General features: G+C 44.6%; 22 protein-coding genes. 12 read left to right on the forward strand and 10 right to left on the reverse strand.

The genetic code is table 11. The features are described 5' to 3' along the window. The first annotated feature begins 9 nt into the window (after positions 1-9). The 9 genes from hemW (at position 10) to IPL83_17080 (ending at position 9044) form a co-directional block, all read left to right on the forward strand. Positions 10-1191 carry a radical SAM family heme chaperone HemW gene (gene hemW, locus IPL83_17040; GenBank protein ID MBK9040830.1) on the forward strand — a complete coding sequence of 394 codons (1182 nt, stop codon included), beginning with the start codon at positions 10-12 and terminating at the stop codon, positions 1189-1191. A gap of 81 nt (positions 1192-1272) precedes the next feature. After that, positions 1273-1848, forward strand: coding sequence for a nucleotide exchange factor GrpE (locus tag IPL83_17045; protein ID MBK9040831.1), 576 nt, complete (start codon positions 1273-1275; stop codon positions 1846-1848). Positions 1849-1864: 16 nt separating this feature from the next. Next, on the forward strand, positions 1865-2368 hold the full coding sequence (locus tag IPL83_17050; protein ID MBK9040832.1) for a DnaJ domain-containing protein: 504 nt from the start codon (positions 1865-1867) through the stop codon (positions 2366-2368). Beyond that, positions 2329-2889, forward strand: a complete 561-nt coding sequence (locus IPL83_17055; GenBank protein ID MBK9040833.1) for a hypothetical protein — start codon at positions 2329-2331, stop codon at positions 2887-2889. The genes IPL83_17050 and IPL83_17055 overlap by 40 nt, the downstream gene beginning before the upstream one ends. Then, positions 2886-4598, forward strand: coding sequence for an ABC transporter substrate-binding protein (locus tag IPL83_17060; GenBank protein ID MBK9040834.1), 1713 nt, complete (start codon positions 2886-2888; stop codon positions 4596-4598). Before IPL83_17055 ends, IPL83_17060 begins: the two co-directional genes overlap by 4 nt. 292 nt (positions 4599-4890) lie before the next feature. After that, positions 4891-7302, forward strand: a complete 2412-nt coding sequence (lon, locus tag IPL83_17065; GenBank protein MBK9040835.1) for an endopeptidase La — start codon at positions 4891-4893, stop codon at positions 7300-7302. Positions 7303-7551: 249 nt separating this feature from the next. After that, complete coding sequence (locus tag IPL83_17070; protein ID MBK9040836.1) at positions 7552-8322, forward strand: hypothetical protein; 771 nt, start codon at positions 7552-7554, stop codon at positions 8320-8322. A 171-nt stretch (positions 8323-8493) separates the two neighbouring features. Continuing rightward, entirely contained in the window at positions 8494-8748 is a 255-nt protein-coding gene (locus IPL83_17075; protein ID MBK9040837.1) for a hypothetical protein, read from the forward strand. A gap of 71 nt (positions 8749-8819) precedes the next feature. Then, on the forward strand, positions 8820-9044 hold the full coding sequence (locus IPL83_17080) for a hypothetical protein (GenBank protein MBK9040838.1): 225 nt from the start codon (positions 8820-8822) through the stop codon (positions 9042-9044). A 27-nt stretch (positions 9045-9071) separates the two neighbouring features. On the opposite strand, the gene IPL83_17085 is transcribed toward IPL83_17080, so the two are convergent. Beyond that, positions 9072-9605 (reverse strand): hypothetical protein, encoded by a 534-nt coding sequence (locus IPL83_17085; protein ID MBK9040839.1) that lies wholly within the window; start codon positions 9603-9605, stop codon positions 9072-9074. Between the two features lie 339 nt (positions 9606-9944). Between IPL83_17085 and IPL83_17090 the strand changes: the two genes are divergently transcribed. Continuing rightward, positions 9945-11162, forward strand: a complete 1218-nt coding sequence (locus tag IPL83_17090; GenBank protein ID MBK9040840.1) for a patatin-like phospholipase family protein — start codon at positions 9945-9947, stop codon at positions 11160-11162. A gap of 238 nt (positions 11163-11400) precedes the next feature. On the opposite strand, the gene IPL83_17095 is transcribed toward IPL83_17090, so the two are convergent. Genes IPL83_17095 through IPL83_17125 form a run of 7 tightly spaced genes read right to left on the reverse strand, consistent with a single transcriptional unit; the run spans position 11401 to position 18798 of the window. Then, positions 11401-12876: an NADH-quinone oxidoreductase subunit N gene (locus tag IPL83_17095; GenBank protein ID MBK9040841.1), complete on the reverse strand. Its 1476-nt coding sequence runs from the start codon at positions 12874-12876 to the stop codon at positions 11401-11403. A 16-nt stretch (positions 12877-12892) separates the two neighbouring features. Then, the gene (locus IPL83_17100) at positions 12893-14461 is read right to left on the reverse strand and encodes an NADH-quinone oxidoreductase subunit M (protein ID MBK9040842.1); all 1569 of its coding nucleotides are present in this window, start codon (positions 14459-14461) and stop codon (positions 12893-12895) included. A gap of 8 nt (positions 14462-14469) precedes the next feature. Beyond that, the gene (gene nuoL / locus IPL83_17105; GenBank protein ID MBK9040843.1) at positions 14470-16401 is read right to left on the reverse strand and encodes an NADH-quinone oxidoreductase subunit L; all 1932 of its coding nucleotides are present in this window, start codon (positions 16399-16401) and stop codon (positions 14470-14472) included. Between the two features lie 10 nt (positions 16402-16411). Then, on the reverse strand, positions 16412-16738 hold the full coding sequence (gene nuoK / locus IPL83_17110; GenBank protein ID MBK9040844.1) for an NADH-quinone oxidoreductase subunit NuoK: 327 nt from the start codon (positions 16736-16738) through the stop codon (positions 16412-16414). Next, positions 16725-17261, reverse strand: a complete 537-nt coding sequence (locus IPL83_17115; protein MBK9040845.1) for an NADH-quinone oxidoreductase subunit J — start codon at positions 17259-17261, stop codon at positions 16725-16727. Before IPL83_17115 ends, nuoK begins: the two co-directional genes overlap by 14 nt. A gap of 2 nt (positions 17262-17263) precedes the next feature. After that, entirely contained in the window at positions 17264-18430 is a 1167-nt protein-coding gene (locus IPL83_17120; GenBank protein ID MBK9040846.1) for an NADH-quinone oxidoreductase subunit H, read from the reverse strand. Beyond that, the gene (locus tag IPL83_17125) at positions 18427-18798 is read right to left on the reverse strand and encodes an NADH-quinone oxidoreductase subunit A (GenBank protein ID MBK9040847.1); all 372 of its coding nucleotides are present in this window, start codon (positions 18796-18798) and stop codon (positions 18427-18429) included. The genes IPL83_17120 and IPL83_17125 overlap by 4 nt, the downstream gene beginning before the upstream one ends. A gap of 205 nt (positions 18799-19003) precedes the next feature. On the opposite strand from IPL83_17125, the gene mfd reads away from it, so the two are divergent. After that, positions 19004-22600: a transcription-repair coupling factor gene (gene mfd, locus IPL83_17130; protein MBK9040848.1), complete on the forward strand. Its 3597-nt coding sequence runs from the start codon at positions 19004-19006 to the stop codon at positions 22598-22600. 14 nt (positions 22601-22614) lie between these two features. Here mfd and IPL83_17135 read toward each other — a convergent pair whose 3' ends face one another. Next, positions 22615-23475 (reverse strand): hypothetical protein, encoded by an 861-nt coding sequence (locus tag IPL83_17135; GenBank protein MBK9040849.1) that lies wholly within the window; start codon positions 23473-23475, stop codon positions 22615-22617. A gap of 79 nt (positions 23476-23554) precedes the next feature. Between IPL83_17135 and nagZ the strand changes: the two genes are divergently transcribed. Continuing rightward, on the forward strand, positions 23555-25270 hold the full coding sequence (nagZ, locus tag IPL83_17140; GenBank protein MBK9040850.1) for a beta-N-acetylhexosaminidase: 1716 nt from the start codon (positions 23555-23557) through the stop codon (positions 25268-25270). Here the strand turns inward: nagZ and atpC are convergent. After that, on the reverse strand, positions 25252-25656 hold the full coding sequence (gene atpC, locus IPL83_17145) for an ATP synthase F1 subunit epsilon (protein MBK9040851.1): 405 nt from the start codon (positions 25654-25656) through the stop codon (positions 25252-25254). The genes nagZ and atpC overlap by 19 nt on opposite strands. Positions 25657-25687 lie beyond the last annotated feature (31 nt).

The raw sequence follows: 25687 nt of genomic DNA on the forward strand, positions 1-25687 counted from the left end.
TACCTGCCTATGGACTTTGGTGTTTATGTCCACATTCCTTATTGTTTACAGCGTTGTCGTTACTGCGACTTCACTACTTTTGAATTCAGCGAGATCATGCCTCCCGAAAAATACCTGCAAATTCTTCTCCGTGAAATTCAGCAACGATCCTCCTTATTTGAACCGACTAAATTGGCGAGCCTCTACTTTGGAGGAGGAACTCCAAGCCTTATCCCCGCTGCCTCCATTCTATCCATTATTAGTGAGCTTGCCAATTGCGGCTTTGAGATTGATTCGGATTCAGAAGTGACTATTGAAATCAACCCCGCCACAATTGACGAGGAGAAGCTAGACTTCTATATCAAATCTGGCATCAATCGGTTCAGCGTTGGTGCTCAATCCTTTGATGATGACCTATTAAAACTTTGTGGAAGACGCCATCTCGCTGAGGACACTCGTCACACGCTGAGATTATTGAGGGAGAGAAACCTCAATTATTCCTTCGACCTTCTGTTTGCCCTCCCCAGCCAAACCTTGGACCAGCTCAAGGAAGATTTGGATGAAGTCGAGCTGTTTGACCCGCCGCATTTGAGCGCCTATTGCCTGACAGTTCCAAGCGGCCATCCCATGGCCAAGAACCGGCCACCGGAGGGAACTCAAATTGACATGTTTGAGGCTATAGAGGAACGACTCAGAACAATGGGGATTAACAAATACGAAATTTCAAATTTTTCAAAGCCGAAAAGGGAGTCTCGCCACAACCTGCTCTACTGGAAGAATGGAGCTTATTGGGGTCTAGGCCTTAGCGCCCATTCCTATGATCCTCGAATTCAGCAGGGAGTGCGATTTTGGAACCTTAGTGGGCTGGACACTTACGAAAGCCAAATATATGGTCTTCAAGGTAACGAAAGACATCTTGGTTTTCCCTCGAGCCAGATTGAGTATTTGAAGGTCCACGAAGCTCTGACCGATTTCTGCCACACTTCGCTACGAATAAGGGAAGGACTTTCCTTTGTTCGTCTCTTCTCCGAATTTGGTCACTCCATAGGAGAAATAGTGGTCCCCAAATTGATAGATCTTGAGAAATCAGGCTTCCTTGTTAAAAATGAACAGGCTTGGACTTTGACGTCAAAGGGAGAACGACTGAGCAATCGGATATTTTTGGAGCTGACTTTTGAAAGGCAGGATTTTGCTGCAGAAAGTATGACCTAACTGGATTTGACGCATTGACAAACGGCGTTTTGCCTCCATACTTTGGCCTATAATAACGATACTATTTCTTTGGAGGCTCTCTTGTCGGGTGATGGTAGAAATCGAAGCAATGGAGACGGATCAGATCACAATGAAATTGCAAGCGAGGCGGGGGAGGTCTCAGTAGAAACTTCTCAGGATTATTCCTCCACTCAACTCAATGAAGAATTGGAAAAATGCAAAAGCGATTTCCTTTACTTAAAGGCCGAGTTCGATAACTATAAAAAGCATATGATTCGTGAAAGATCTGATTTGGTTAAATACGGATCAGAGAGGCTTATTCTTTCTTTGCTGGATGTACTGGACGTGCTGGACAGAGCACTTGAGATGAACGTCAGTCCTGATACGATTGAGGCCTTTGTGAATGGAGTCCGGCTGACAGCGGAGGAGTTGCGCGGAGTTTTGGCTCGTTTTGGAGTTCTGGGGACAGACCCGATTGGTGAGCAATTTGACCCTTCATTGCACGAGGCATTGAGCAGTGAGGAAACGAGTCAGATCCCTCCCGGGCATATAAGCAGGGTCTTTAGACGAGCCTATAAACTTCATGACCGCGTGATTCGACCCGCCCAGGTTGTGGTGGCAAGAGAACCTAAATCTGGGAATAGTGATCGGCAATAATGCAGCAGTAAAGAGGTTGATTTTGTCCAAACGTGATTACTACTCAGCGCTAGGAATTTCTCGCTCAGCGACCGTTGAAGACATTAAGAAGTCCTACCGTAAATTGGCATTAAAGTATCATCCGGACAAGAATCCCGGCAATCATCAGGCAGAAGAGCGCTTCAAGGAAATCAGCGAAGCCTACGAGGTTCTTAGGGATCCGAAAAAGCGCCAAATGTACGATCAATTTGGCCAAGTGGGAGCTCAGGCCGGAGGCTTCGGAGGCGGTAAGAATCCTTTTGGAGGAGGGGCTGCTGGCGGAGCGGGCTTCGGCGATTTTGGAGGATTTGGAGGCGGTGACCCCGGCTCAGCCAATGACATATTCAATGAATTTTTTGGCGAGGGCTTTGGTGGTGGTGCTCGGCGAGGTCGCGGAGGCCCAAGACCAGAGGCACAAGGATTTGATCGTCAGCAAGGTGTGACCTTCGATATACGCTTTCAATTAGTTTTGAAGAGGCCTCCAAGGGTTGCGAAAAAATGATCTCTTTCATTCGGAGAAGAGGCAATAAGGAAGAAACCGCAAAGCTTTCTATCACGGTCCCCTCAGGTGTTCGTAATGGTCAGCGTTTGAAGCTGCGGGGTGAAGGTGATTCAGCGCAAAAGGGCGGAGCTCCAGGAGACCTCTGCGTCATAGTGACTTTGCAGGACCATCCGCTTTTCAAGAGGGATGGAAATGACGTGACTTTGGATCTGCCCATTTCTTTTGTAGATGCTATTTTGGGCACAGAGACTGAAATTCCAACTCTGCTCGGAAAAGCCAGTCTAAAAATTCCACCGGGAACTCATACGGGTCAGGTCTTCAGACTTAAAAATAAAGGTTTTCCTGCAATTGGCGAACATGCGGCTGGCGATATGCTCATTCGCATTGTTATAGATATTCCACAGGAAGTAAATGAGTCAGAAAGAGCGGCTATCTCTAAGTTATCACATCTTACTCAGAAATCCCCGATGGTGGCAGAATTTATGACCAACGCTCAACAAGTTATAAAAAGCCGAAAATGAAATCAAAAATCTTCCATTTTTTTTCGAATTTTCTGATTTACCTGATGCTTCTGAGCTTGGGTTCTTGTGTCAGTACTCCAAAAAAAAAGGAGCCTACTGCGGCGGCTCGCCCTGTTCAGGATGTCCTGAGCAAAGTGCAAATTGATATGGCTGCAGGTTCCTACGAAAGAGCCTTAACAAAACTCAAGGGAATCGTTCAAAAACACCCCGAATCTGACCTGGCTGACGATGCCTATATTCTTATGGGTCAGATTTACATGGATCGTCGTGACTATCGGAGCGCCTATGAATCCTACATTTCTGTCGTCAATAGCACGGTATTTAGTCCGCGGGAAACAGATGCTCTGTTGGGAGCCGCTCGTGCCTTAGCTAAACTTGGCAGTTATGATGAAGTGCTTAGCCTAACCAATAAATGTCTGGCTGTTCAGGGGCTTTCGGATTCTGCTCGTCTGGACATCTATCGATTGAGGTTTCAGGTGTTGAGCGAAGTTGGGGATCGACTTGATGCCTTGAGAACATTGATCTTTCTCGCTGAAAACGATACCGATCTCAAACTCAGGGAAGTACACAGAAATCGGGCTTTGGATTTTGTTGAATCTCATTTGAGCGATCCTGATTTGGAAATTGTCGCAAGGGACAAAAATTTTGGCTTCGTCCGCAGTATTGCTGTATTGAGAATCGGTACTCTACTTTTTGAACAAAGGGATTTTTCGAGATCCTACGATTTTCTCGTCGAGGCAGTAGAACTCGCTCCAGAAAGCGATATTTCAGAAAAAGCCTCAAATCTTCTCAAACAAATTGAAGCCCGACGTAAAGTTGATCCTTTCACGGTGGGGGCCGTCTTACCCCTTTCGGGCAAAGCCTCCACCTACGCTTATAAAACATTAAGGGGCATTCAGCTCGGTCTGGGAATTTATGGACCCAATCCTTCAAAGATAAAGTTGGCTGTTCTCGATAGCGAGGGCAATCCTGATATTGCGAGAAGATCTGTCGAAAGACTCGTGACGGAAGACCATGTCATCGCATTGATTGGAAGCCTTCTTAGCAAAACAGCGGTCGCCGTGGCCTCAAAATCTGATGAGTTGGGTGTTCCAAGCTTTGAGGATCGTTTAGAGGAATATAAGCACAGATTAAAAGAGTGGCATAAAAAGATTGGTTCTGTTGGCGGACGTGTTTCTCCTCCTGAAGAAGTTCTACAGCCTTTGATTGATTTTGAGGCTTTGTTTATTCCAGATGGAGTTCGATCCGTCAGTCAGATTGCCCCAATGCTTGCGTATCAGGAAGTAAAGGGAATAAAATTGCTTGGAACCAATCTTTGGAATACACCTGAACTGGCTGAAAAGGGTGAGAAATTCGCTGAGGGGGCGATTTTTGTTGATGGCCTCCTGACGCACGATCCACATTTTAGAGAATCTCATTTTTTTCGGGATTTCGTTTCGACATTTCAGGACGAGCCCGGACTATTTGAAGTTCAGGGTTACGATGCGGGTTTAGTTCTTAGAGAGCTTATTGAAGATGGTGAACGCACTCGCATTGGGCTTACCGAACATTTGGCACAATTGAAGGCCTTCAGGGGAGTTCTGGGAACGCTCTACACAAATAAATCCCGGGAAGTTGAACGCCCGACCTTTCCTCTCTTTATTGACAAGGGAGTTATCAATGGGTGGAAAAATGTTACGCCCACTCAGTCAGAAAAGCGAACAAAGTAGTCCGTCAGATAAAGAGACTGATTGTGTCTTCTCGAAATGGACTTTCGGGACTTAGGTCCAAAATTTTTTTATTTGAATCAGAAGTATTTTTTATAGATAAAAATTAACAACATTTCAAAGCACCTGTACAAAGGTATCATCGATCTAACTTCCGCCCGCAAAAGGGCTGAGGCGATTTGTTAAAATTCTTCATTTCCAGACCATTTCTCCCCTTTTGCCATTAAAGGGATCCTCTATCGCTCCGAGAAGAGAGAGGGAGATTTATTGATTTCCCGCCAATTGCGGAGGCTATATGAATTTTGACGATAAGGTCATCGACATACCAAAAACCCTGCCAATGTTACCTGTGCGTGACATTGTCGTTTTCCCTTACATGATACTCCCACTGTATGTTGGAAGAGAGTCATCGATAAGGGCCGTAGAAGAGTCGCTCGCTAAAAATCGTCTGATCTTTTTGGCCTCCCAAAAGGAAATAACAGAAGAAAACCCCACCGAAAATTCAATTTATCGAGTGGGCACTATTGCTATGATCATGAGAATGCGAAAACTATCGGACGGCCGTGTTAAGATCCTGATACAGGGCGTGTCCAAGGGACGAATAGTTCAATATAGCAAATCCAAGCCGAGTTTTGAAGTCGAGGTCGAGAAGATCGACGATCCACAACAGGCTGGTGCTGCGATTGAATATGAGGCCATGATTCGCAATTCAAAGGAGCATCTTGAAAAAATCATAGCCCTGGGCAGAATGCTCTCGCCCGACATTCTATTGGTGTTGGACGACGTCACTGATCCGGGTCGCTTGGCTGACCTCATTGCTTCAAATTTAGGTCTCAAAGTCTCAGACGCACAGAGTGTTCTTGAAACAGGGGACCCGAAGGTACGCTTGAAACTTGTGAACGAAATTTTGGCGAGCGAATTAGAGGTCCTACAAATGCAAGCTCGCATTCGTAATACCGCTAAGGATGAGATGTCGAAAAGTCAACGCGAGTACTTTTTGCGCGAACAAATGAGAGCGATCAAAAATGAGCTCGGCGATACCGATTCAAAAACTGAAGAGATCGACGAACTCAGAGAAAGAGTTGGCAATGCTGGAATGCCGGAGGAAGTTCTGAACGAGGCCCTGAAACAGCTTGGTCGACTGGAACGCATGCATCCGGACGCGAGCGAAGCCTCGATGGTGAGAACTTACCTCGACTGGATGGTGGACTTGCCTTGGAATAAGGCTACTGTGGATAATCTGGACATTGATAGGGCTCAAAAAATTCTCAACGATGACCACTATGATCTACATAAAGTTAAGGATCGAATTCTTGAATTTCTTTCCGTAAGAAAGCTCAAAGTTAAAGATCTAAAGGGACCTATCCTTTGCTTTGCTGGCCCCCCTGGGGTTGGCAAGACCTCTCTAGGTAAATCTATCGCGAGATCTATGGGCAGAGAGTATTTCCGTCTGTCTCTTGGAGGCGTTAAAGACGAGGCTGAGATTCGCGGACATCGACGCACTTATGTGGGTGCAATGCCAGGAAAAATTGTGCAAGCACTCAAACAGGTAAAGACAAACAATCCAGTTATCGTTCTCGATGAAATCGATAAACTGGGGTCAGATTTTCGAGGCGACCCAAGCTCTGCAATGTTGGAGGTTCTTGACCCAGAACAGAACGCCTCTTTTCGAGACAATTATCTGAACGTTGACTTCGATTTGAGTAACGTGCTCTTTATTGCTACAGCTAACGTTTTAGAGAACGTACCTCCAGCTCTCCGGGATCGAATGGAAATCATTCACATCTCTGGATACACTGAAAACGACAAGGTACTTATCGCAAAAAAACATCTTGTTGATCGCCAAATAGAACAAAATGGAATCACCAAAAATGACCTCGAGTTTCTTGATGATGGGATCAAATATCTTATTTCGCATTATACCCGTGAAGCAGGGCTACGAAATTTGGAGAGAGAGATTGGTTCGATTTGCCGAAAAGTCGCTAAGCTTGTTGTGACTGGACATAAGGATAAGGTTGTTGTAGATGCGGAGAGAGTCTCAGACCTTCTTGGGCCGCCTAGATTTATCAGAGACGAAAAAATGAAGGAACATCAGATCGGAATATGCACAGGACTCGCTTGGACCCAAGCGGGGGGTGAGATCCTTTATGTTGAAGCTCTTAAAATGAAGGGAAAAGGTGCACTCGTCCTAACTGGTCAGCTCGGAGACGTAATGAAGGAATCTGCTTCTGCAGCTATGTCGTATGCAAAATCTCATTCAGCTGAATTAGGAATTGACGAAGACTGGTTTGACAAAAACGATGCTCATGTTCACCTTCCGGCTGGCGCGATTCCCAAAGACGGTCCTTCGGCAGGGGTCACATTGGCCACTTGCTTGACAAGCTTAATGACTGAGACACCCGTACGAAGCGACATTGCAATGACTGGCGAAATAACTCTATCGGGCCGAGTTTTGCCGGTCGGCGGAATCAAAGAGAAGGCGCTCGCGGCTCTGAGTCACGGAATCACCAAGGTCATTTTGCCATTGGCAAATAAAAAGGATTTATCAGATATTCCTGCGGAATTTAGAGAGAAGATGAGTTTTATTTTCGTGGAAAATCTGGATGAAGTCTTTGCTTTAGCTTTTGATAAAAAGCCAAAGAAAAAGAAGGACCTCATAAAGAGCACGAAAAAGCAGAAATTAGGTGCGAACCCTTCTGCTGCGTGATCCGCAGAGAAGGGTCTTTATCAAGTTGCTCGGATATCATACACCGCATAGGCCGATTGGATTGGCTTGGTTTTTTAGATCCAAGCCCGAACCCTCTCGTTTCATTATGAATGGTCTAAAACGATAAATTCTACCACACATCGATCCTCGCTGAGCAGGCCTGATTCGCCCTTCAATTCAGGGCAACTGGTCGAAGATCATGTTATCATATAATCTTGGGAAATTTGCAGTACGTGGGGGGATGATCTGATGAAATCGAGACGAAGCTTCCGATCTACGGAAATGTTGTTGCTTGCTGTCCTGTTTCTCAAACTCTTTGGTTGCAAAGTTAACAATACGATACAGGGAAATATCGGGTCGGATTCAAATAAGATTTCTGTTAGCTTACAAGGTGGAAGCTCTTCAGTCACTGTCGCAGAGGGGTCAAATACAAATTTCGTTTTAATTTTATCTTCGCCTCTTGCTGCGGAGGCTTCACTTGAATGGTCAATATTAGATGTAAATGGAACGGCCGCAACTCTTGAGTTCCCCATATCCTCAGGCACACTTGTTTTTCCCGCAAATCAACTTTCAGGGTACTTTAGTATACAAGGCTCCAATGATGCCCTACAAAAGGGAACTCGTCAGTTCTCCCTTCATTTTTCAAATCCATCTACGCCTCGCTTGGATATTGGATCAGTTGTTATTGCACTTTCAGTGACTGATGACGATTTTGTTCTTAGCTCAACAAAACTGGCATCCAATTCAACTAATTCATATGTTGATATTGATGTTGATTGGGATCTTAACTACGCATATTTGGGGTCACGTTTTACAAGCACCTGCTTTCAGGTTGTGGACTTTGCGAATATTTTGGCTCCAGTCGTTGTGAAAACTATCGGGTCTGCCACCACTCCCTCTCCGACCGGAAATACCTGTTTGGGTGTAAAACTATTTGCGTCCAATAGGCGATTGATCGTGACAAGCAATTCAGGTAATCGCGCTGAGGTCTGGAACTTGGGAACAAATCCATCTGTATAGAATTTTACAAGAGTTATTGATTTAGCCGTTACATCAGCTCGTGTCGTTGCTGGCATAAATGAAGCAAATGGACTTAATGACACAGATATTTCAATTGTAAGGACAAGTGGGGTTGCAAAGCTGAAATACAATGAGGGCGCTGCGAGTTTAGTTTCAACATGGAATACCGCTTTGGCCGGCTCTCGAAATGGAGGGGTGGTCGTAGATGGAAACTTTGTGTTGAGTGGCGGCTGGGCCAACGCGGATCCAATTCTCTCCCATGATTTTTCAACTGGAAACTTGTTGAGTACCTTTCCAATGGACAATGGCGGCAGCAGTGGGCTCTGGTCCGCTGCCATTTCTCCTGACCAATCAAAAGTATTCTTCGGCGGCTGGGTCTCAGGCTTTTTAAGTATTCCCCTCTCCCCTCTCCTGCCCTCTCTGTAACCAAGCGAGTTGATAACCCTAGCGGGTATCGCTCGACGGCATATGCTCAGATTGACGGCAAAGATTACTTTGTGGCTGTGTCTTCGGATCACTATGTTGATGTCTATGATGCGACTGATATTGATAGTCCCCAGCTCGCGTATCGCACTCTCGTCCCGGGCATGGAAGGCGAATTGTATGGCGTGAGGGTCAACCAGAATTCAAAGCGGTTGGTCATTGTGACAAACAAGGGAGATTTTGTCTTGGCCGATTGGGACAAAATGTTACCGGCACAGGCCCAACATCCTCAATTCTAATTCACTTTTTGTGGGATAATTCTGTGCTTATTTATCGAGCGAGAAAGCCCAATCAACGAGTGCCTCTGGATTTGCAGTTGCGATTGTGGTCTTTTTACTCGTCTCGGTCTTTAAGGAGAGAGTCGCGTTATTTTCCTCAAGCACCCGAACCAAGGTTTTCAGATCAGTGACCTCCTCTTTGAGCAGAATAATTTGCTCTTCCTTCTCCTGAAGGATGACGGCGTAAGCCTTTTTTATTTCCTGAAGCACAGAATGTACAGTCTGAGCTAATTGGTCAGACTCTACCCCTTGATTCAGTGGCAAATCCTGAATCAAGGGGCGGCCCTTTATCTCTGATATTGGCTCCGGCCCGATTGGATCTCTACTTACAGATGGGGGAGCGCTGGAAATCACACTGGCATGAAATTGGTGCATCATTAGGGGAATGTCCTTCAGCCAATATTTTCCATTTTCCAAATTATACTCTGCGGCATCTTCTTTTATTCTCCGCCTCAGAGTTGAAATGCTGACTTTGTATTTGCTTGAGTAGTCGTTTAAACTGATCCATTCGGGCCCGATCAAAGGACACCCCCTTTTGACTATTCAAAATTATCATAATTTTGTTGTATTGACACCTTGTTTGAATACTCAGCTCAATGTCTGGCCCTTTGTCCGTCCGGTGTTTTAGTGTGTATTTCTGGTTCCCATAGGAACCATTTGGATATCCATATCATCTCTGACTATTCAGACTATCCAAATCTGTGAGAAATTGCTCACTTTTGATGAATATTCTCTGGATATGATCAAGATGAGTATTCAATCCTCTCGCTTACTCTTACTCAAGGAGGCTAAGCCAGGCCAACTTCCCATCAAGTTGAGAATTCATTTCCTTTGTTAAAAAAATTTAATAAGATCAGCCTCATGCGCCTAAGTGAAAAAAAGCATCCTTCATTGGTACTGAGTGGAGGCGGGATTAAAGCCGCCGCCTTTCATATTGGCGTGTGTCTGGCATTGCAAGAGAAGGGCTTTAGCTTTGAGGGTGGATTTCGTAATTCGGAAGAGACTAAGAATCAACCTGACCCATCTGTTCCTCTTAGATTCCAAACTTACGTAGGATCTAGTGCAGGATCGGTGATCAGTACTCTGTTAGCAGCTGGCTATGATGTCGATGCGATCATCCATGCCTTTACTCAAGGTGCCGGACTAACTTCAGCGATCTGGAAGGCCAAAAGTACTGGCTCATATTTAAGACCTCTCACCTACCGCGATATTTTTGCTTTGAATATCAAAACTCCACGAGCCACTCGTATCCTCCCAAGCTTGTTTCGAAAAAAGCCAGTTATTTCAGGTGGTATTGAAGTTTTACTCAAAAGAGGTGTTAAAGTTAATGGGATTTTTACGACCGGTAACATAGAGAAGTATCTTCGGGAAGACGTATTGCTCTCCAATGATTTCCACTCGCTTCGTCCCAACCTCTTCATTATTGCCACCCAACTCAATCATTCAAGAAAGGTTGTGTTTGGGGCCTATGACAAGACCGTTAAAGAGAAGACAATTAAGTACGCTTCTTACTCCAATATCAGTGAAGCCGTCGCAGCCTCCGCCAGCCTACCTCCATTTTTTGCCCCTTACGGGATTACTAATTCAGAAGGAAAGGAAATCTACTTCTTTGACGGAGAAATTCGGGACACCTTGAGCACTCATGTCGCAGCTGATCATGGATCAGACCTTGTCATTTCTTCCTATTCAATCCAACCCTACCATTTCAATGAAGAGATTGGTTCGCTTCACGAATACGGAATGCCCATTATCGCCAACCAAGCTCTCTACCAGGTGGTCCAACAGAAGATTGCTAAGCATATTGAACACCAACAGGAAATCCGTGGCTTGATAAATGCTGTAAATGGATATCTAAGACAAGCCAACATCCCCCCTGAACACCGCGAAAAGTTAATGGAAATTTTGGTTTCTCGCACAAACTACAAGCCGAACGTTGACTATATTTATATTCACCCTAGTCCCCATGACTACGAAATGTTCTTTTTTGATCACTTCAGTTTGAATCCCAAAATCCTATCCAAAATTGTGAAAATTGGATTCAAGGCCGCAATGGCAACTCTCAGACAGTATAACATCTAAAGCAACGCAATAAGCTGAGCTGAAGCTTTAGACCGGACTCCACCGATCATCAGATCAAACTGCTAAAAAAAAGAGCCAATATGAACACACCCAAAAAAAAGACTCTCGACTGTTTCACGAAGACACCCCCATATTTGACCCACACAGAAGGTATCTCAAATGAATATACTTTACGAATCGAATAGTTTTGTAACTGCGATAACTGCCTGTTATAGACCGATAGGAGAGCAGCGAATTCTTAGAATAGTCCGGCAACAGCCTTTCGAATTTCTTCATAAAAGGGGTTTGAAAAAATCCCCAGGACTAAAGTCGCCAGAGCACATGCTCCCACAAGCCAACGGCTCAATATTCGTGATTGATCGACCTCAATGCCTCCGCCTTCCGACATATACATGTAAACAACTGGGCGCAAGTAATAGAAGACACTGATTGCGGAACTCACAACTCCCCAGAACGATACCCAAAAAAAGCCCTGCTTGATCGCTGCCGAAAAAATATAAAATTTCCCAAAAAATCCCAAGGTTGGCGAAAGACCTGCCAAGCTCAACATAAGTACTGTTAGGCAGGCAGCCAACATGGGGCTGCGCGCACCCAGCCCCTTAAGATCATCCGCAACTACTTCTGAATTTTCATTCTTCTCCAGTAAACTCAATATTCCAAAAGATCCCAAGGTCATGATCATGTAACCAAAAACATAAAACATCACGCTGGAAGCGCCAAGATGCCCTAATTCCCCAATTCCTGCAGCTAATACCCCAACCAAGATATACCCCGAATGGGCAATACTCGAATAAGCAAGCATCCTTTTCAGATTTCTTTGCAGGATCGCCGTCACATTTCCAGCGATCATCGTAAGGACCGCCAGCCACTGAATACCCACGATGAGGTCCTCCGTTCTCTCTCCGTTAAGAACTTGAGTCCCAACAAGGCGCAAGAACGCTGCAAATATGGCTAGCTTTACTCCGGCGGCCATAAAACCTGTAAGAGGCGTCGCCGACCCCTGATAGACATCAGGAGCCCAAAAATGAAACGGGACTATCGCAACTTTGAATGAAAGTCCCACCACAACCATTACAATCCCAAACAAAAACAGTCGATTTGTTCCAATCAGGTCAGCCCCGATCTCAGATAGATCAAGTAAATAGGTCCCACCTGCCGTCCCATAAATGAAGGCACACCCATAAAGAAATATCGCAGAAGCAAAGCTTCCTAATACGAAATATTTAAATGCGGCTTCTTTCGAAAGTCGTTCTTCTAAGCTCAATGCGATAGCCAAATACAAGCACAAGGACATGACCTCGATTCCTATAAACAACATAATTAAGTCATTGGACCACGCGACCAGCAACATTCCCATCGCAGCATTCAAAATGAGAAACACCAGCTCCTCAAACTGCCGTGTTGATGTAGCCAAATTATCTTTAGCAAAAATCAAACTCATTGCGGTTGCAATAATCACCAAAATGGCAGACCAACTACCAATTCCATCAAAGACCAGAGACTTGGAAAAAGCCGTTTGATTAATTCCATAATTCGAAATCGTCAACCCACCCGCAATTGTCAGCCCAATCAGCCCGTACAATACCGATGACATCGACTTTGGCGTCCGCCCCTTACCAAAAACCTTGACGCTCAAAGGAATGAGGCTCGCAATAAAAAGTGCAATCGCTGGGCTAACCAGTAACAAATCAACCAATTGAAAATTTACCGACATGAAAAGACTCCCAAGTCTATTTACTTAATCCGTTCGTTAAATAACGAGTAACAGATTCCCGCAAGCTCTCTTTACCTGAAATACTGAGCTCATAACTCGTACGATTGGCTACGATGTGGTCAACACTCGCATTCGACCACCGAAGAAAGTGTCCCGGAAACAACCCCATCCAAAAAATTAAAATAACCAGTGGCGCTATCACCAAAATCTCTCGAGAATTAAGGTCCAAGCCATGTTTTTCATGCTCAACAACCAAAGGTCCCTTTTCGCCATAAAAAATACGCTTAAACATCCAAAGCATATAGGCTGCTCCTAGAACAACTCCCGCTACAGCAAAGTAAGCGTAGGGCCGCGCTCCCATAAATGCCCCCATCAAAATGTAGAATTCACCAACAAACCCGTTTGTCATCGGTACTGCTATGCTCGAGAGAGTCACAACGAAAAAGACAATGGTAAAAATTGGTGCAGCAGAAGCCAATCCCCCATACTTGGTGATTTCACGACTATGAGTCCTCTCATAAATCATTCCGACAAGTAAAAACAAGGCCCCTGTGCTAATTCCATGATTTAGCATTTGATACAGACCACCATTAACGCCGTATACGTTAAAGGAAAAAAGACCCAATACAATATATCCCATATGAGAAACCGAAGAATAGGCGACCAATTTCTTCACATCGGGCTGAACCATGGCCACCAAAGCACCATAAACAATTCCAACCGCTCCAACTAAAAGAAAAACCCACGAATAGTATTCTGAGGCTTGAGGAAACATTGGAATCGAAAAACGCAACAGCCCGTAAGTTCCCATCTTCAACATCACACCGGCTAAAATCACAGAACCCGGAGTTGGCGCTTCCACGTGTGCATCAGGCAACCAGGTGTGGAAGGGGAAAAGAGGAATTTTTATCGCAAACGCAAGAGAGAACGCGAAAAAAAGCAAGGTTTGTGTTGATAAAATCTCCGCGGCCACAAATGGTATTTTCAATTTGTAAAAATCAAGGAGACTCGCCGAAATCACCCCGAGTTGGTCTTGGGCATAAAACATCATTGCAATTATTCCCAGAAGCATGAACAGAGACCCAAGCATCGTGTAGATAAAAAACTTAAGGGTCGCATAGATTCGTCTCTGCCCTCCCCAAATGCCGATCAGAAAATACATTGGCACAAGTGACAGCTCAAAAAACGTATAGAACAGGATGGCGTCCATCGCCACAAAGGTTCCTAGCATCGTTGTTTCAAGCACAAGCATCGCCACCAAGAAGCCACGAAGCTTTTTTTCAATCGAGGTCCAACTGCCCAAAATCGTCAATGGAGTCAGAAAAGTTGTAAGGAGAATCAACCAAAAGGAAATTCCATCTATACCCAGAAAATAAGACACCCCCGCAGAAGGAATCCATGGATACTGCTCTACCAACTGCAGCCCAGAGTGACTGGGATCAAACTTAATAAAAAGAATGAGACTAAGAACAAATTCAACCGTCGCAAAGCTCAGAGCCAAAGGCCTCAAGATTTTTTCACTTGGAGCAAACCACAGCACACCAGCCATCAACAGAGGAAGAAAAATTAAAGTCGTCAAAAACATGAATCACCTCAAAGGGAATAAATCATCAACGAGATCAGTCCTATCGCAATAAAAAGGGCATATTGTTGGAGATTTCCATTTTGAAGGGAGCGAATCCCCCTTCCTGTACTATTTATAAAATCAGAAACCCAATAGGTTATCTGATCAATAAATCTGACATCAATGTAAACCCATAGACCCTTACTCAAATTCACGAGCGGATTGATTAGTTTCCCAAAGTAAATTTCATCTATCCAGTATCTACCTTCGACAAGTCTATAAATAGGACCAATCTTTCTCGTAATTATCGCAGTTCGATCAGGATTCAAAATATAGGTGTCATACGAGAACCAAGCGGCCAAACCAGCAATACCCACTGAAACTCCCATTAAAGACCACTCTAAGATCGCGCTTCCCGGAGCTTTGCCAGGTAACTTAGCTAAAACAGGCTCGAGCCACTCTGAAAGGAAATGACCCGGATGCCCTGGCAAAATAGCAGATATTACGTGGGGAATACCGATCCATCCACCTATGACTGATAAGATAGCCAAGACAATCAATGGCAATGTCATAGAAAGAGGAGATTCGTGAGGATGAGTTTCAGACGAAAATCGAGGCTTACCCCAAAAAACAAATGCCATCAATCTCGTCATATAAAATGCAGTTGCGGCTGCAGTCAAAGCCCCCACAATCCAGAACAGGGGACCTACTTTTGGAAGGTTGAATGCATGCCAAAGAATCTCGTCCTTACTAAAAAACCCAGCAAAGGGAGGCAGTCCTATAATGGCGACCCAGCCGATCACAAAGGTCCAATATGTGATTGGCATGTAAGGTTTAAGACCCCCCATTTTTCGAATATCCTGCTCGTGATGCATGGCATGTATGACACTTCCCGAACCCAAAAACATCAGAGCCTTAAAAAAAGCATGGGTCATCAGGTGAAACATCGCCGGCATGAAAGCCCCTACGCCCACAGCTAAAACCATGTATCCCAACTGAGAAACCGTCGAATAAGCTAAAACTTTCTTAATATCCCATTGTGTCATTCCAATTGTCGCAGCCAACAAGGCTGTGAGGGCACCAACAATAGCCACAACCATCATGGCCTGAGGAGCCAGGACAAACACCGCACTTAACCTGACCATCATGTACACGCCGGCAGTTACCATTGTGGCAGCATGAATCAGTGCTGAAACAGGCGTGGGACCCGCCATAGCATCAGGAAGCCAAACATAAAGTGGTATTTGAGCTGACTTCCCTGTGGCACCAATGAAAAGAAACAAACAAGCAAGGGTAATTGGCCCAGACCAGCCGGTTTCAGCGGTGGCCGGCAATAGATGACTCAATTGAGAAAATTCAACTGAACCAAAAGTCGCAAAGAGAAGAAATATTCCCAATAAAAATCCTGCGTCTCCAATTCGATTTGTAATAAAGGCCTTCATTCCGGCCGCAGATTTTTCTTTGTCAGTAAACCAAAAACCAATCAGAAGATATGAACAAAGGCCAACCCCCTCCCATCCAACGAACATGACTATCAGGTTATCGCCGAGCACCAAAAGCAACATATTGAAAAGAAACAAGTTCAGATAAGCAAAGTACTTGGATGGCCTTTCATCATGAGACATATAGCCCACGCTAAAGATATGAATGAGCGAGCCAACACCCGTTATGACCAAAATCATGATCGCACTGATCTGATCCACCAGAAAAGCTGCATTGGCTTTGAATTCGCCAACAGCCATCCATTCAAAAAAATGGACCCTCAGAAATCGCCCCTCTCCGGCCGGCATTTGTATCAATAGAAAAACGAGTAGAGCCGAACAAATGAATGAAATGATTGCTGCGCCACTGGCAACAGACCCAGCTAATACGTAATTTGGATTTTTAAACCTCAAGCCATTAAACAGAAAACCAACCAGGGGCGCTGCTAACAGTATTGCAAACAAAAGCTGAATTACCATTTTTTCGGCCTTAACCTTTCAGTTGTTCAAAAGACTTAATGTCCACTTTTTTGAATTGCTTAAAAACCGTCACCGCAAGGGCCAGCCCAACTCCCGCCTCTGCTGCGGCCACTGTCATAACAAAAAAAACCATCAATTGGCCGTGAATATCACCCATATGATATCCAAAAGCCACAAAAGCAATGTTCACCCCGTTCAACATCAATTCCACTCCCATCAATATTACAATAACGTTTCTTCTCAGCAAAACGGCAATCATCCCCATAGTGAAAACCAAGCCAGACAAAGCTAAATAGTGATTTAATCCAACATATTTTAATGCCTCAAGTGCGTGCATGAGTGCCCCCCTTGCTGCGTGAAACTGCCACTACTCCTACCGCAATCAGAAGGAGTAGCACTCCAAGAATCTCAAATTCTAACAGATACTCCGAAAACAGTATTTGGGTCAGTTGTTTCATTTCTGATGAATAGCCTGAGGCTGCCGTCGAAGAAGAAATCGAGGGAACTTTCATCATCTCGGTAGAACGCTCCGCCGCCCCAAATATCAAACCCAAAATGGCTCCGGCGCTTGTGAGTTTTAAAAACCCAGAGAAAATTCCTCGCGAGAACGCCATCATTTCCCTTTTTAGATCAAATAGCATCAGGACCATCACAAAAAGGACCATCACTGCTCCGGCGTATACAATCAGTTGTACCCCAGCAATGAAATAGGCCTCCAAAAGATAAAAAATTCCAGAAATAGCTACCATCGCCATAACGAGAAACAAAGAGGAGTAGATCGGATTAACCACGACCACCATCAGAAATGCACTCAGCACAATGATCCCAGACAATATATAAAACAGTATGCTGTTCTCCATATTTACACCCACTTCGTTCGCAAAATTAATACGACCACAGCCGTCAGAATCGTATTAGCCAAAGCCCACGGAAGCATTGTCTTCCATCCTAAATCCATCAATTGATCGTATCTAAATCTCGGCAATGACCATCGAACCCAAATGAAAACCCAAAGAAAAAACAAAACTTTAATAAGAAATACCACATGAAGAATAAGGGCCGTTAACAGACTAGATAAAGTCACCGAAGACCCAAATCCAATCAGCACATCTTGAATCTGCTTCGGCTCTACCAAGGGAATATTATAACCACCTAAAAAAAATGTCACCATGATCGCTGACGCAACCAACATGTGCCCATATTCACCAATATAAAACATGAGCATCTTCAGCCCCCCATACTCAGTATGGTATCCGGCAACTAACTCAGATTCCGCTTCGGGAAGGTCAAAGGGCAGTCGGTTCGTTTCAGCAAACATGGCTGCAAAAAAAATGAGAGCTCCCAATGGTTGAAAAAATATTCCCCAATTGGGCAGATAGGAAAAAACAATGGGCTCTCCAAACGCAGAAAAGGTCAAAGGCCCCTGCTGAGCGAGAACCATTTCAGAAAAGGAAAAGGTATTGTATATTAAAAGGCTTCCCACAAGGGACAACCCAAGCGCCAATTCATAACTAATCATCTGAGCCGTGGCACGAAGGGCTCCAAAGAGAGAATATTTGCTGTTTGAGCTCCAACCCGCCAAAAGCAATGAGTAACTGCCCAGCGAAGAAATCCCAAGTACAAAAACAATACCTATTCCAATTTCAAAGCCCTGAAATAAAAATGTATAAGGTCCCCATGTCTTGCCAAAATACTCAAATGCTTCAATTTGAAAAGGTGTTGAAAGAGGTATCGCACTGAAGGCCAGAGCCCCAGGGATCAATGCCAATATGGGAGCAGCGTAAAACAACCAGGGACTGGTTTTGTCTGGAACGAATTCTTCCTTAAAGAGAAACTTCACAGCGTCAGCAAGGAGCTGTGTCAATCCCAAAGGTCCCACTCGATTTGGTCCAAATCGATTTTGGATAAAGGCGGAGCCACGCCGCTCTATCCACACCAACACAGGCACAAGTTGAACCATCATAAGAAAGATAAAAAGTATTTTGATAATATTAATAGAGATCTCAAATACATCGTGACCCATACTTATTCCCACTCCAAAGCCTTAGATCTAATCTCCCAAGCCAGTCCGAAAATGAAAATGGCCAAAAATATGGCCATCGCGATAAAAATGTAAATCCCATGTCCAGAGGAAATGAAATCACCATAAGCTACGGCCCACGGATACATAAAAATAATCTCAATATCGAATAAAATGAACAAAATCGCAGTAAGATAATATTTGACTGGAATTTTTGTGTCTTCCCTTATATCCCCTTCTAAACCACACTCGTAAGGTCGCTTCTTCATCGCAGATTGAATGGAACGCGGTCCGAGAAGAGAGGAGACCATGACTAGGGCAGCACCAAAAAGCGCAACAAAAACACCTAAAAATAAAACCGAAACCAAAGGTGACATTTAATTTCTCCGAGTCAATGAAGTGACAAAAGAGGATGTGTCTTTATATATACAGACTGCGCCAAAAGAGTCCAAGAAAATTGAATGGAATCAAGAAGATATCGTTTGTGGGAAAAATCCTCAAAACCCATTGCGCAAGAGATGATGGAGCATGGCGCAATAGTGGAGCATAGCCTCAGAGATCCCTCAGATCACGGAAGGAAATATGGATATTAAAGGAACTGCAAAGGACTCAATGCTCACCAATTCGAGCTCCTTAGATCTAAAACTCACAAAGCTAATTTCTGACCGACTTTTGAGGTTACCAGACAACAAAGTAAGGGTGATCGGAACTTCTTCCTACTCGCTCGCGTCTGCTCTCGCAACAAGTGATATTCCTTGGGACGAGCGAAGAGCTCGCCTCCTGCTCGTCCCCTCAGACAGCGAGCTTCGGCCGCTCACAGAATGCCTTAATTTCTTTGACCCGAACCGTAAGATCATGGAACTGCCCAGTTTTGATGTGAACCCCTATTCTGGCCTGTATCCCAATCCACGACTTGCTGCGGCTAGAGTGCGATGGCTTTTTGAAGCCCAAAATGCAAAACCTGGACAAGTCTTCATTGCTTCTATGGCTGGCCTCCTGCAAAAGACGCTTCCTTTCTCTCTCCTTGCTCGGACAAGCCTCAGAGTTTCTAGGGGTCAGACCTTGGATAGCAACTTTTTCAAAATATTGGAAGGCTTCGGATACCATGCGTGCAGCATTGTTGATGAGGTTGGTGGCTATTCCAGGCGCGGGGGGATCGTAGATCTCTTTTCCCCTTCATCTGATCAGCCCTTTCGCCTTGAATTGTTTGGCGATGACATTGAATCAATCCGGAATTTTGACCCGGAATCCCAAAGAAGTCAGAGCGATGAGATCAGCGAAATTGTTATTTTACCCCCTCACGAAATCATTTATTCAGAGGATGATCTGCAGCAGACAATCAGTCGTTTCCGAAATATGACGGATGGACGCAAGGTTGATTCAGCCGATCTTGATGCCATCTTGTATTCGCTCAGCCAACAGCAGTATTTTCCCGGAATTGAGTTTCTCCTCTCTCAATTTTACCCTCTTGCCGAGACTCCCCTTGATCATTTTTGCTCTCCCCTTACAATTATCTCGCTTGACCCGCTGGAGATTGCTCGGTCCCAAGATATGTATTGGGAATCATTAAAAGCCGGATTTGAAAACTCCCCTGACATGGCATTGCGTCCAACTCCTGAAGATCTCTACTCGAAATTGGAAACCTTGAACTGGCCCGAGGCCAGATTTGAGATTGAATTCTCTCGTATCAACTTTGAAAATGACGATCAAAATCATCCTCAAAGCAATTTAGGCCAAGATATTATCGAATACCCTGCTCCAGACATGGTTGAGTTTCGACAGCAGGCCGTTGCGCTGATGAGCAAGCCCAATGAGCAGGCCTCATACGTCAAAGATAAAATGTCCCATTTAAGAGATGAGGGTTTTGCCATTTTCATCTGTACCCATTCTCATTCAAATGCAAGTCGACTGAAAGTTTTTCTCGAAAAGTGCAGTTTTGAATCTCATATCATTGAAGAACGCAAGGCCTCTTGGGATGATCTTCGTTCAGACCAGAATCAAAACCGACGCCTGATTCATCTTCTTGTAGGGCCTTGTCCTAAGACGACTAAATCCAATCCGGACAAACTGATTTTTTTGAAAGACTCTGATTTTTGGGGATCAAAACTTGGAAAAAGAGAATATAAAAAGGAAGGTACTCTCACTCAACGGGCCAATGCCATCACGTTTGGAGACATGAAGCCAGGCGACTTCATTGTTCACAAGCTCCATGGAGTTGGAATTTACGAGGGTTTAAAAACGATGCCCATCCAGGGAGTTCCGACCGAGATGATTCACCTGCGGTATAAGGACAAAGATAGTCTCTATTTGCCTATCTATCGCATTGGGCAGATTCAAAAGTATTCGGGTCCCACCAATCCTCTTTTTATCGATAAATTGGGAGGGACTGGCTGGGAAAAAACCAAAACAAAAGTCCGACACCACTTGCGTGATATTGCTCTTGAACTTCTGCAGCTGTACGCAAAGCGCGCACAAATTAAGCGGCCTCCTTTTGCCTCTCCTGACAATGATTATTTTGCTTTTCAGAATGCATTTCCTTATGAGGAAACGGATGATCAATTAACCGCTATTCGTGAAATCGAGGGGGATCTTTGTAAGGATCAACCCATGGACCGGCTGATTTGTGGCGATGTGGGATTTGGAAAGACCGAGTTAGCAATGAGGGCCGCATTTTTAGCTGTATCCAGTCACAAACAAGTTGCCATCGTTGCTCCAACGACAGTTCTAACTTTTCAGCACACTCAAACTTTTCGAAGTCGATTTAAAAATTGGCCCATCAATATCAAACCTCTAAATCGCTTTGTTTCTAACAAAGAAACCAAGGAAACATTGACTGATTTGGCATCAGGTAAAATCGATATCATCATCGGCACTCATCGGCTGCTAAGTAAGGATGTCAAATTTCGAGAACTCGGCCTAATCATTTTGGATGAGGAACAAAAATTTGGGGTTAGGCACAAAGAGGCACTCCGCAAAATGAGGGCAAGTGTCGATACATTGGCCCTCTCAGCCACTCCAATTCCTCGCACTTTGAATATGAGCCTCATGGGAATACGGGACCTGAGCTTGCTCAGCACCCCGCCGCTTGATAGATTGCCGACGCGTACATTTGTCTGCAAGTTTGACAAAGAAACCATTCGCAAGGCAATTCTGGCCGAAGTCAGTCGTGGCGGACAAATATTCTTTATTCACAATCGGATCCAAAGCATCTACGGACTATCCGACGAACTTCGACAAATTGTACCCGAGGTCCGTATGGCCGTTGCACATGGCCAGATGGACGAAGACAATTTGGAGAAGACCATGGTTCGCTTTTTTAATCACGAAATTGACATGCTCCTTTGCACGACGATCATTGAATCCGGAATGGATATTCCACGTGCAAACACAATGTTTATTGATCGAGCGGATCAATTTGGATTGAGTCAGCTTTACCAATTGCGGGGAAGAGTGGGACGAAGCAAAGAGCGGGCCTATTGCTACCTCCTCATACCACCTCATCGACGACTTGATCCCGAGGCACTGGAAAGATTACGTGTGCTCCAAGAGAACACCTCCCTCGGAAGTGGAATAAAAATCGCCCACTACGACCTTGAGCTTCGCGGTGCTGGTGATTTATTAGGGGAGGACCAGTCCGGACACATTAATGCTGTCGGTTACGAATTCTATATGGAACTCATGGAAGATGCCATCAGAGCTGCCAAAGGAGAACCCGAAAAGGCAAATGAAATTGATCCTGAAATAAATCTGAGAATTCCTGCCTTTATTCCTGATAAGTACATACCGGACATACGGGTTCGCCTCTATTACTACAAAGCCCTGACAGAAATTTCCAGCCCCGAGGATCTGGAACGACTGGAAGATGAACTTCGCGATCAGTTTGGAAAGCCACCGGATGAAGTCCTCAATTTGCTAGGAGTCATGCTGATTCGCAAAATGTGTTGTGATTTGGGAATTCGCGATATTTCGGCTGGGCCAAAACGACTTTCTTTGGCATTTACGGACAATACACCCTTGCCTGTGGTCCGAGTTATAGAGCTCACTACGAGAGAAAATAAGAAGTTCAGTCTTACACCAGATAGCCGATTGGTTATCAGAATGAATAATATTTCCTGGCCTGCGATTTGCGATGAGCTCAATTTACTTAGCGGGATGTGTCCGAAAGATACTGTTCATTGAGTTGGCCATTCTTTTCAGTATTCCGCTCGAATACCAGCTGTGGGGAAGAAATCCGTTTCGAAGTCTGGATCCTTAGTTGCAGATGACGAAAGAAATTTTCGGCCCTCTAAAAAGAGAAAGGTATTTTCAACTCCCGATTCCAAATAGAAATCAAGGGCTGTATGAGGATCACACCAATTCAATTGAAAAAGAACTCCAAGCCCTGCATAGAAAGCAGTCTGAGTAAATCCATTGAAGGAGCTACTTGCCACTGATTCCGAATAGTGAATCGTATAGAGACCACCGGTAAGATAAGGGACAAGGTAGGGCTCAGAAGACAGGCCATCAATGGCGAAAACACCGCCCAATCGAATGGGGTAGATTTTAAGAGTCGAAGGCAGTTCCTCGACGTCGGACTCGTTTTGATAGGCTCCTAGGCCGAGTTCTACCCCCAGTGATCCAAAATGAAAATTTCGCTTCCAAGAGAAAGTCATTTCAATGAGCGGCAAGTCGTCGCTTGAATAGATTGTGTCAAAGTTCTCCGAATAAAAATTTGGCTCATAATAAATTGGAGTGAATTGACTATAGGAAAGGCTAAATGTCTTCCCCCAGTCTCTTCGTCGCTCTAGATAGGGACGCAGCACAGCGCCTTCGCCTCGAGTAGAAGCAATAAACTGATTCTGAGGCTCAACAACAATGAATCCGTCTTTCAGATTTTCTGCTGAATCCGGACGACGATTCTTGCCGACTCGAGACGATCTCGAAGAGCCAGAACCGAGAGGGCTTTGGTCCAAACCCATCGCTTTATCGTCAAATTCTATCAAAAGAACGCCGAGAAGTACTGCAATAAGAACAATGCGAATTGGTTGATCCATGCACTCCATCGTTAGAATCATATCCGAAAAGACCCTCTTTCTCCTTGGACAAATCTACCGAAGGTGCTCTGCGTGTACAATCACATCTTTGGTCCTGCTTATGCCCACGCCAAATGCCACAAGCTATGCCCAGATAATACCCCTTCCTAAGGACCAAGAGACAGAAATCGAAGTACAGGACAAATTGGCTTCTATGACGGTTAGGGACAAGGTGGGCCAACTCTTTGTGCTTGGTTTCAGGGAAACTGAAATGGATCATTCACTTCAAAAACGATTTGATCGCCTTCGACCTGGTGGAGTCATTGTCTTTGGTAGAAATATCAAGTCCGCAACTCAGATTTCGATTCTAAACAGAAATTTGCAAAAGGTATCTCAAAAGCACCTGGAGCTCCCCCTATTTATCATGGTGGATCAGGAAGGGGGAAACGTTGCTAGAATCAAAATCAATCCTTCCGCTCCAAGCGCCTTGGCTTTAGGAATGTCTCAAAACACCAAATTGATTCGAGAGGTTGGAGAACTCACGGGAAAACTTCTTTCACTTTTGGGTTTCAATATGAATCTGGCGCCCGTTCTTGATCTTTCTAATCCATTCAAAAAATCATTTATTGGCAATCGATCCTTCGGAGAGAATCCACACAAAATTAAATTCATGGGTGAAGCATTCTCTACGGGACTCATGTCTTCAGGTGTAATCCCTACTGCCAAACACTTTCCTGGCCATGGAAATATTGTTTCCGATAGCCATAAGTTGCTTCCCGTCAAACATGACACTCTAGAGGAACTCGAAAAATCCTCTCTGATTCCATTCAAATGGTTCGGCAATTTTCAATATCCTAGCGCCATTATGGTCGCTCATGTCGCATTTCCCAAGATTGATCCATCGGGCCTTCCTGCCACATTTTCAAAGGTACTTCTTCATGATCTCTTAAGAACCACCCTCAAATATCCTGGTTTGATTATCACCGATGATGTAGAGATGGTTGGTGCCGGTATCGGAGGAAATGTTGGGGAACGAGCTGTTCGTGCCTTAGAAGCAGGATGCGATCTTGTGATGGTAGCTTGGACCGCCGCTAAGCAGGAAGCCGCATTCAAGGCTGTTTTTCAAGCGGTTGAATCAGGTCGTCTCTCTGTTCCACAACTTGACGAGAAAATTAAGCGAATCCTTACCTTCAAGGTTGCAGTTAGGTCGTATCTTCCTAAAGAGAGAACACGCGAGCTCCCACTTTCTCAAAACTTGGCTTCGGTGATTTTTGACCTAAAGAAACTTTCCGAAGAAATCGCGAGAGAAAACTTCAATGAAAGTCTCCGCAACTCTCCTCAAATAATTGGTTCGGCCGTCGAAATTCAGAAAGCGATCATCTTCACCGCCGATGCCAAATTCTATTATAAATTTCGAGAAGCCTGGGGGGGGGGTGCGTCCATTAAACTCATGTCTCCACGCCAAGATCCCAGAATATCGGAGATCCTGAAAAATCATCCTCAGACGCTGGGCATATTCTATGTCACCGGAATTGGAAGCGCGCGAATACTAAATAACCTGAATTCATCAACAAAAGCGCGCCTTGTCGTAATCAACACAACGCACCCAGGAAATATTTCAAACAGCAGTGATTACCAAGGCGTCATCAACATCAACGCTCCGAATTTCAATGCGGGCACTTGGCTAGCAGAATCTCTAAAAAACCCTGATACAAATATTGAGGCTCACAGAGAGCCCTCAACTAAAGACCTGGAATCCAGACAGAATCCACTCAAATCCACTCAAATCAAATCAAACCCCAATCAATTGAAATACAACTATTTGCCTTCCAACTGAAGGCGGGTTCGCGCTCGTTTGATTTTTCGTTGAAATTTAATGATCTCATTTTCTGTGAGATTACCTGATTTTATTTTGCTTTCTGATGCCTTCAGACTGAGGCGCACTCGATCAAAATCAACTTCCTCTTGAGTTTCGGCCGTCTCAGCCAAAATATTAATTCCCTGAGGATTCACTTCACAATATCCCCAACTGATTGCCGCAGATTCAAATTTCTTAGAATCCTTGAGACGATACCGAAGAAGTCCAATCCCTAATGTAGACATGAGCGGTGCATGCCCAGGAAGTATATTCAACTCACCTCTAAAGGCAGGGACGATAAGTTCTTCAATCTCGACATCTGTGAGTAACTTCTTCTCCGGAGTTACCAGAGTGAGAGTAAACATATGAGGTTCCTCCAAAACAATCTCCGCCCTT

The organism is Bdellovibrionales bacterium (assembly GCA_016716765.1).
Classification (GTDB): Bacteria; Bdellovibrionota; Bdellovibrionia; order Bdellovibrionales; family UBA1609; genus JADJVA01.

What these genes read in the sequence shown, in the direction of transcription:
- hemW (MBK9040830.1), top strand. Translation starts at nt 10, where the DNA reads ATGGACTTTGGTGTTTATGTCCACATTCCTTATTGTTTACAGCGTTGT.
- IPL83_17060 (MBK9040834.1), top strand. Translation starts at nt 2,886, where the DNA reads ATGAAATCAAAAATCTTCCATTTTTTTTCGAATTTTCTGATTTACCTG.
- lon (MBK9040835.1), top strand. Translation starts at nt 4,891, where the DNA reads ATGAATTTTGACGATAAGGTCATCGACATACCAAAAACCCTGCCAATG.
- IPL83_17070 (MBK9040836.1), top strand. Translation starts at nt 7,552, where the DNA reads ATGAAATCGAGACGAAGCTTCCGATCTACGGAAATGTTGTTGCTTGCT.
- IPL83_17090 (MBK9040840.1), top strand. Translation starts at nt 9,945, where the DNA reads ATGCGCCTAAGTGAAAAAAAGCATCCTTCATTGGTACTGAGTGGAGGC.
- IPL83_17095 (MBK9040841.1), bottom strand. Translation starts at nt 12,876, where the DNA reads ATGTCGGTAAATTTTCAATTGGTTGATTTGTTACTGGTTAGCCCAGCG.
- IPL83_17100 (MBK9040842.1), bottom strand. Translation starts at nt 14,461, where the DNA reads ATGTTTTTGACGACTTTAATTTTTCTTCCTCTGTTGATGGCTGGTGTG.
- nuoL (MBK9040843.1), bottom strand. Translation starts at nt 16,401, where the DNA reads ATGGTAATTCAGCTTTTGTTTGCAATACTGTTAGCAGCGCCCCTGGTT.
- nuoK (MBK9040844.1), bottom strand. Translation starts at nt 16,738, where the DNA reads ATGCACGCACTTGAGGCATTAAAATATGTTGGATTAAATCACTATTTA.
- IPL83_17115 (MBK9040845.1), bottom strand. Translation starts at nt 17,261, where the DNA reads ATGGAGAACAGCATACTGTTTTATATATTGTCTGGGATCATTGTGCTG.
- IPL83_17125 (MBK9040847.1), bottom strand. Translation starts at nt 18,798, where the DNA reads ATGTCACCTTTGGTTTCGGTTTTATTTTTAGGTGTTTTTGTTGCGCTT.
- mfd (MBK9040848.1), top strand. Translation starts at nt 19,004, where the DNA reads ATGGATATTAAAGGAACTGCAAAGGACTCAATGCTCACCAATTCGAGC.
- IPL83_17135 (MBK9040849.1), bottom strand. Translation starts at nt 23,475, where the DNA reads ATGATTCTAACGATGGAGTGCATGGATCAACCAATTCGCATTGTTCTT.
- nagZ (MBK9040850.1), top strand. Translation starts at nt 23,555, where the DNA reads ATGCCCACGCCAAATGCCACAAGCTATGCCCAGATAATACCCCTTCCT.
- atpC (MBK9040851.1), bottom strand. Translation starts at nt 25,656, where the DNA reads ATGTTTACTCTCACTCTGGTAACTCCGGAGAAGAAGTTACTCACAGAT.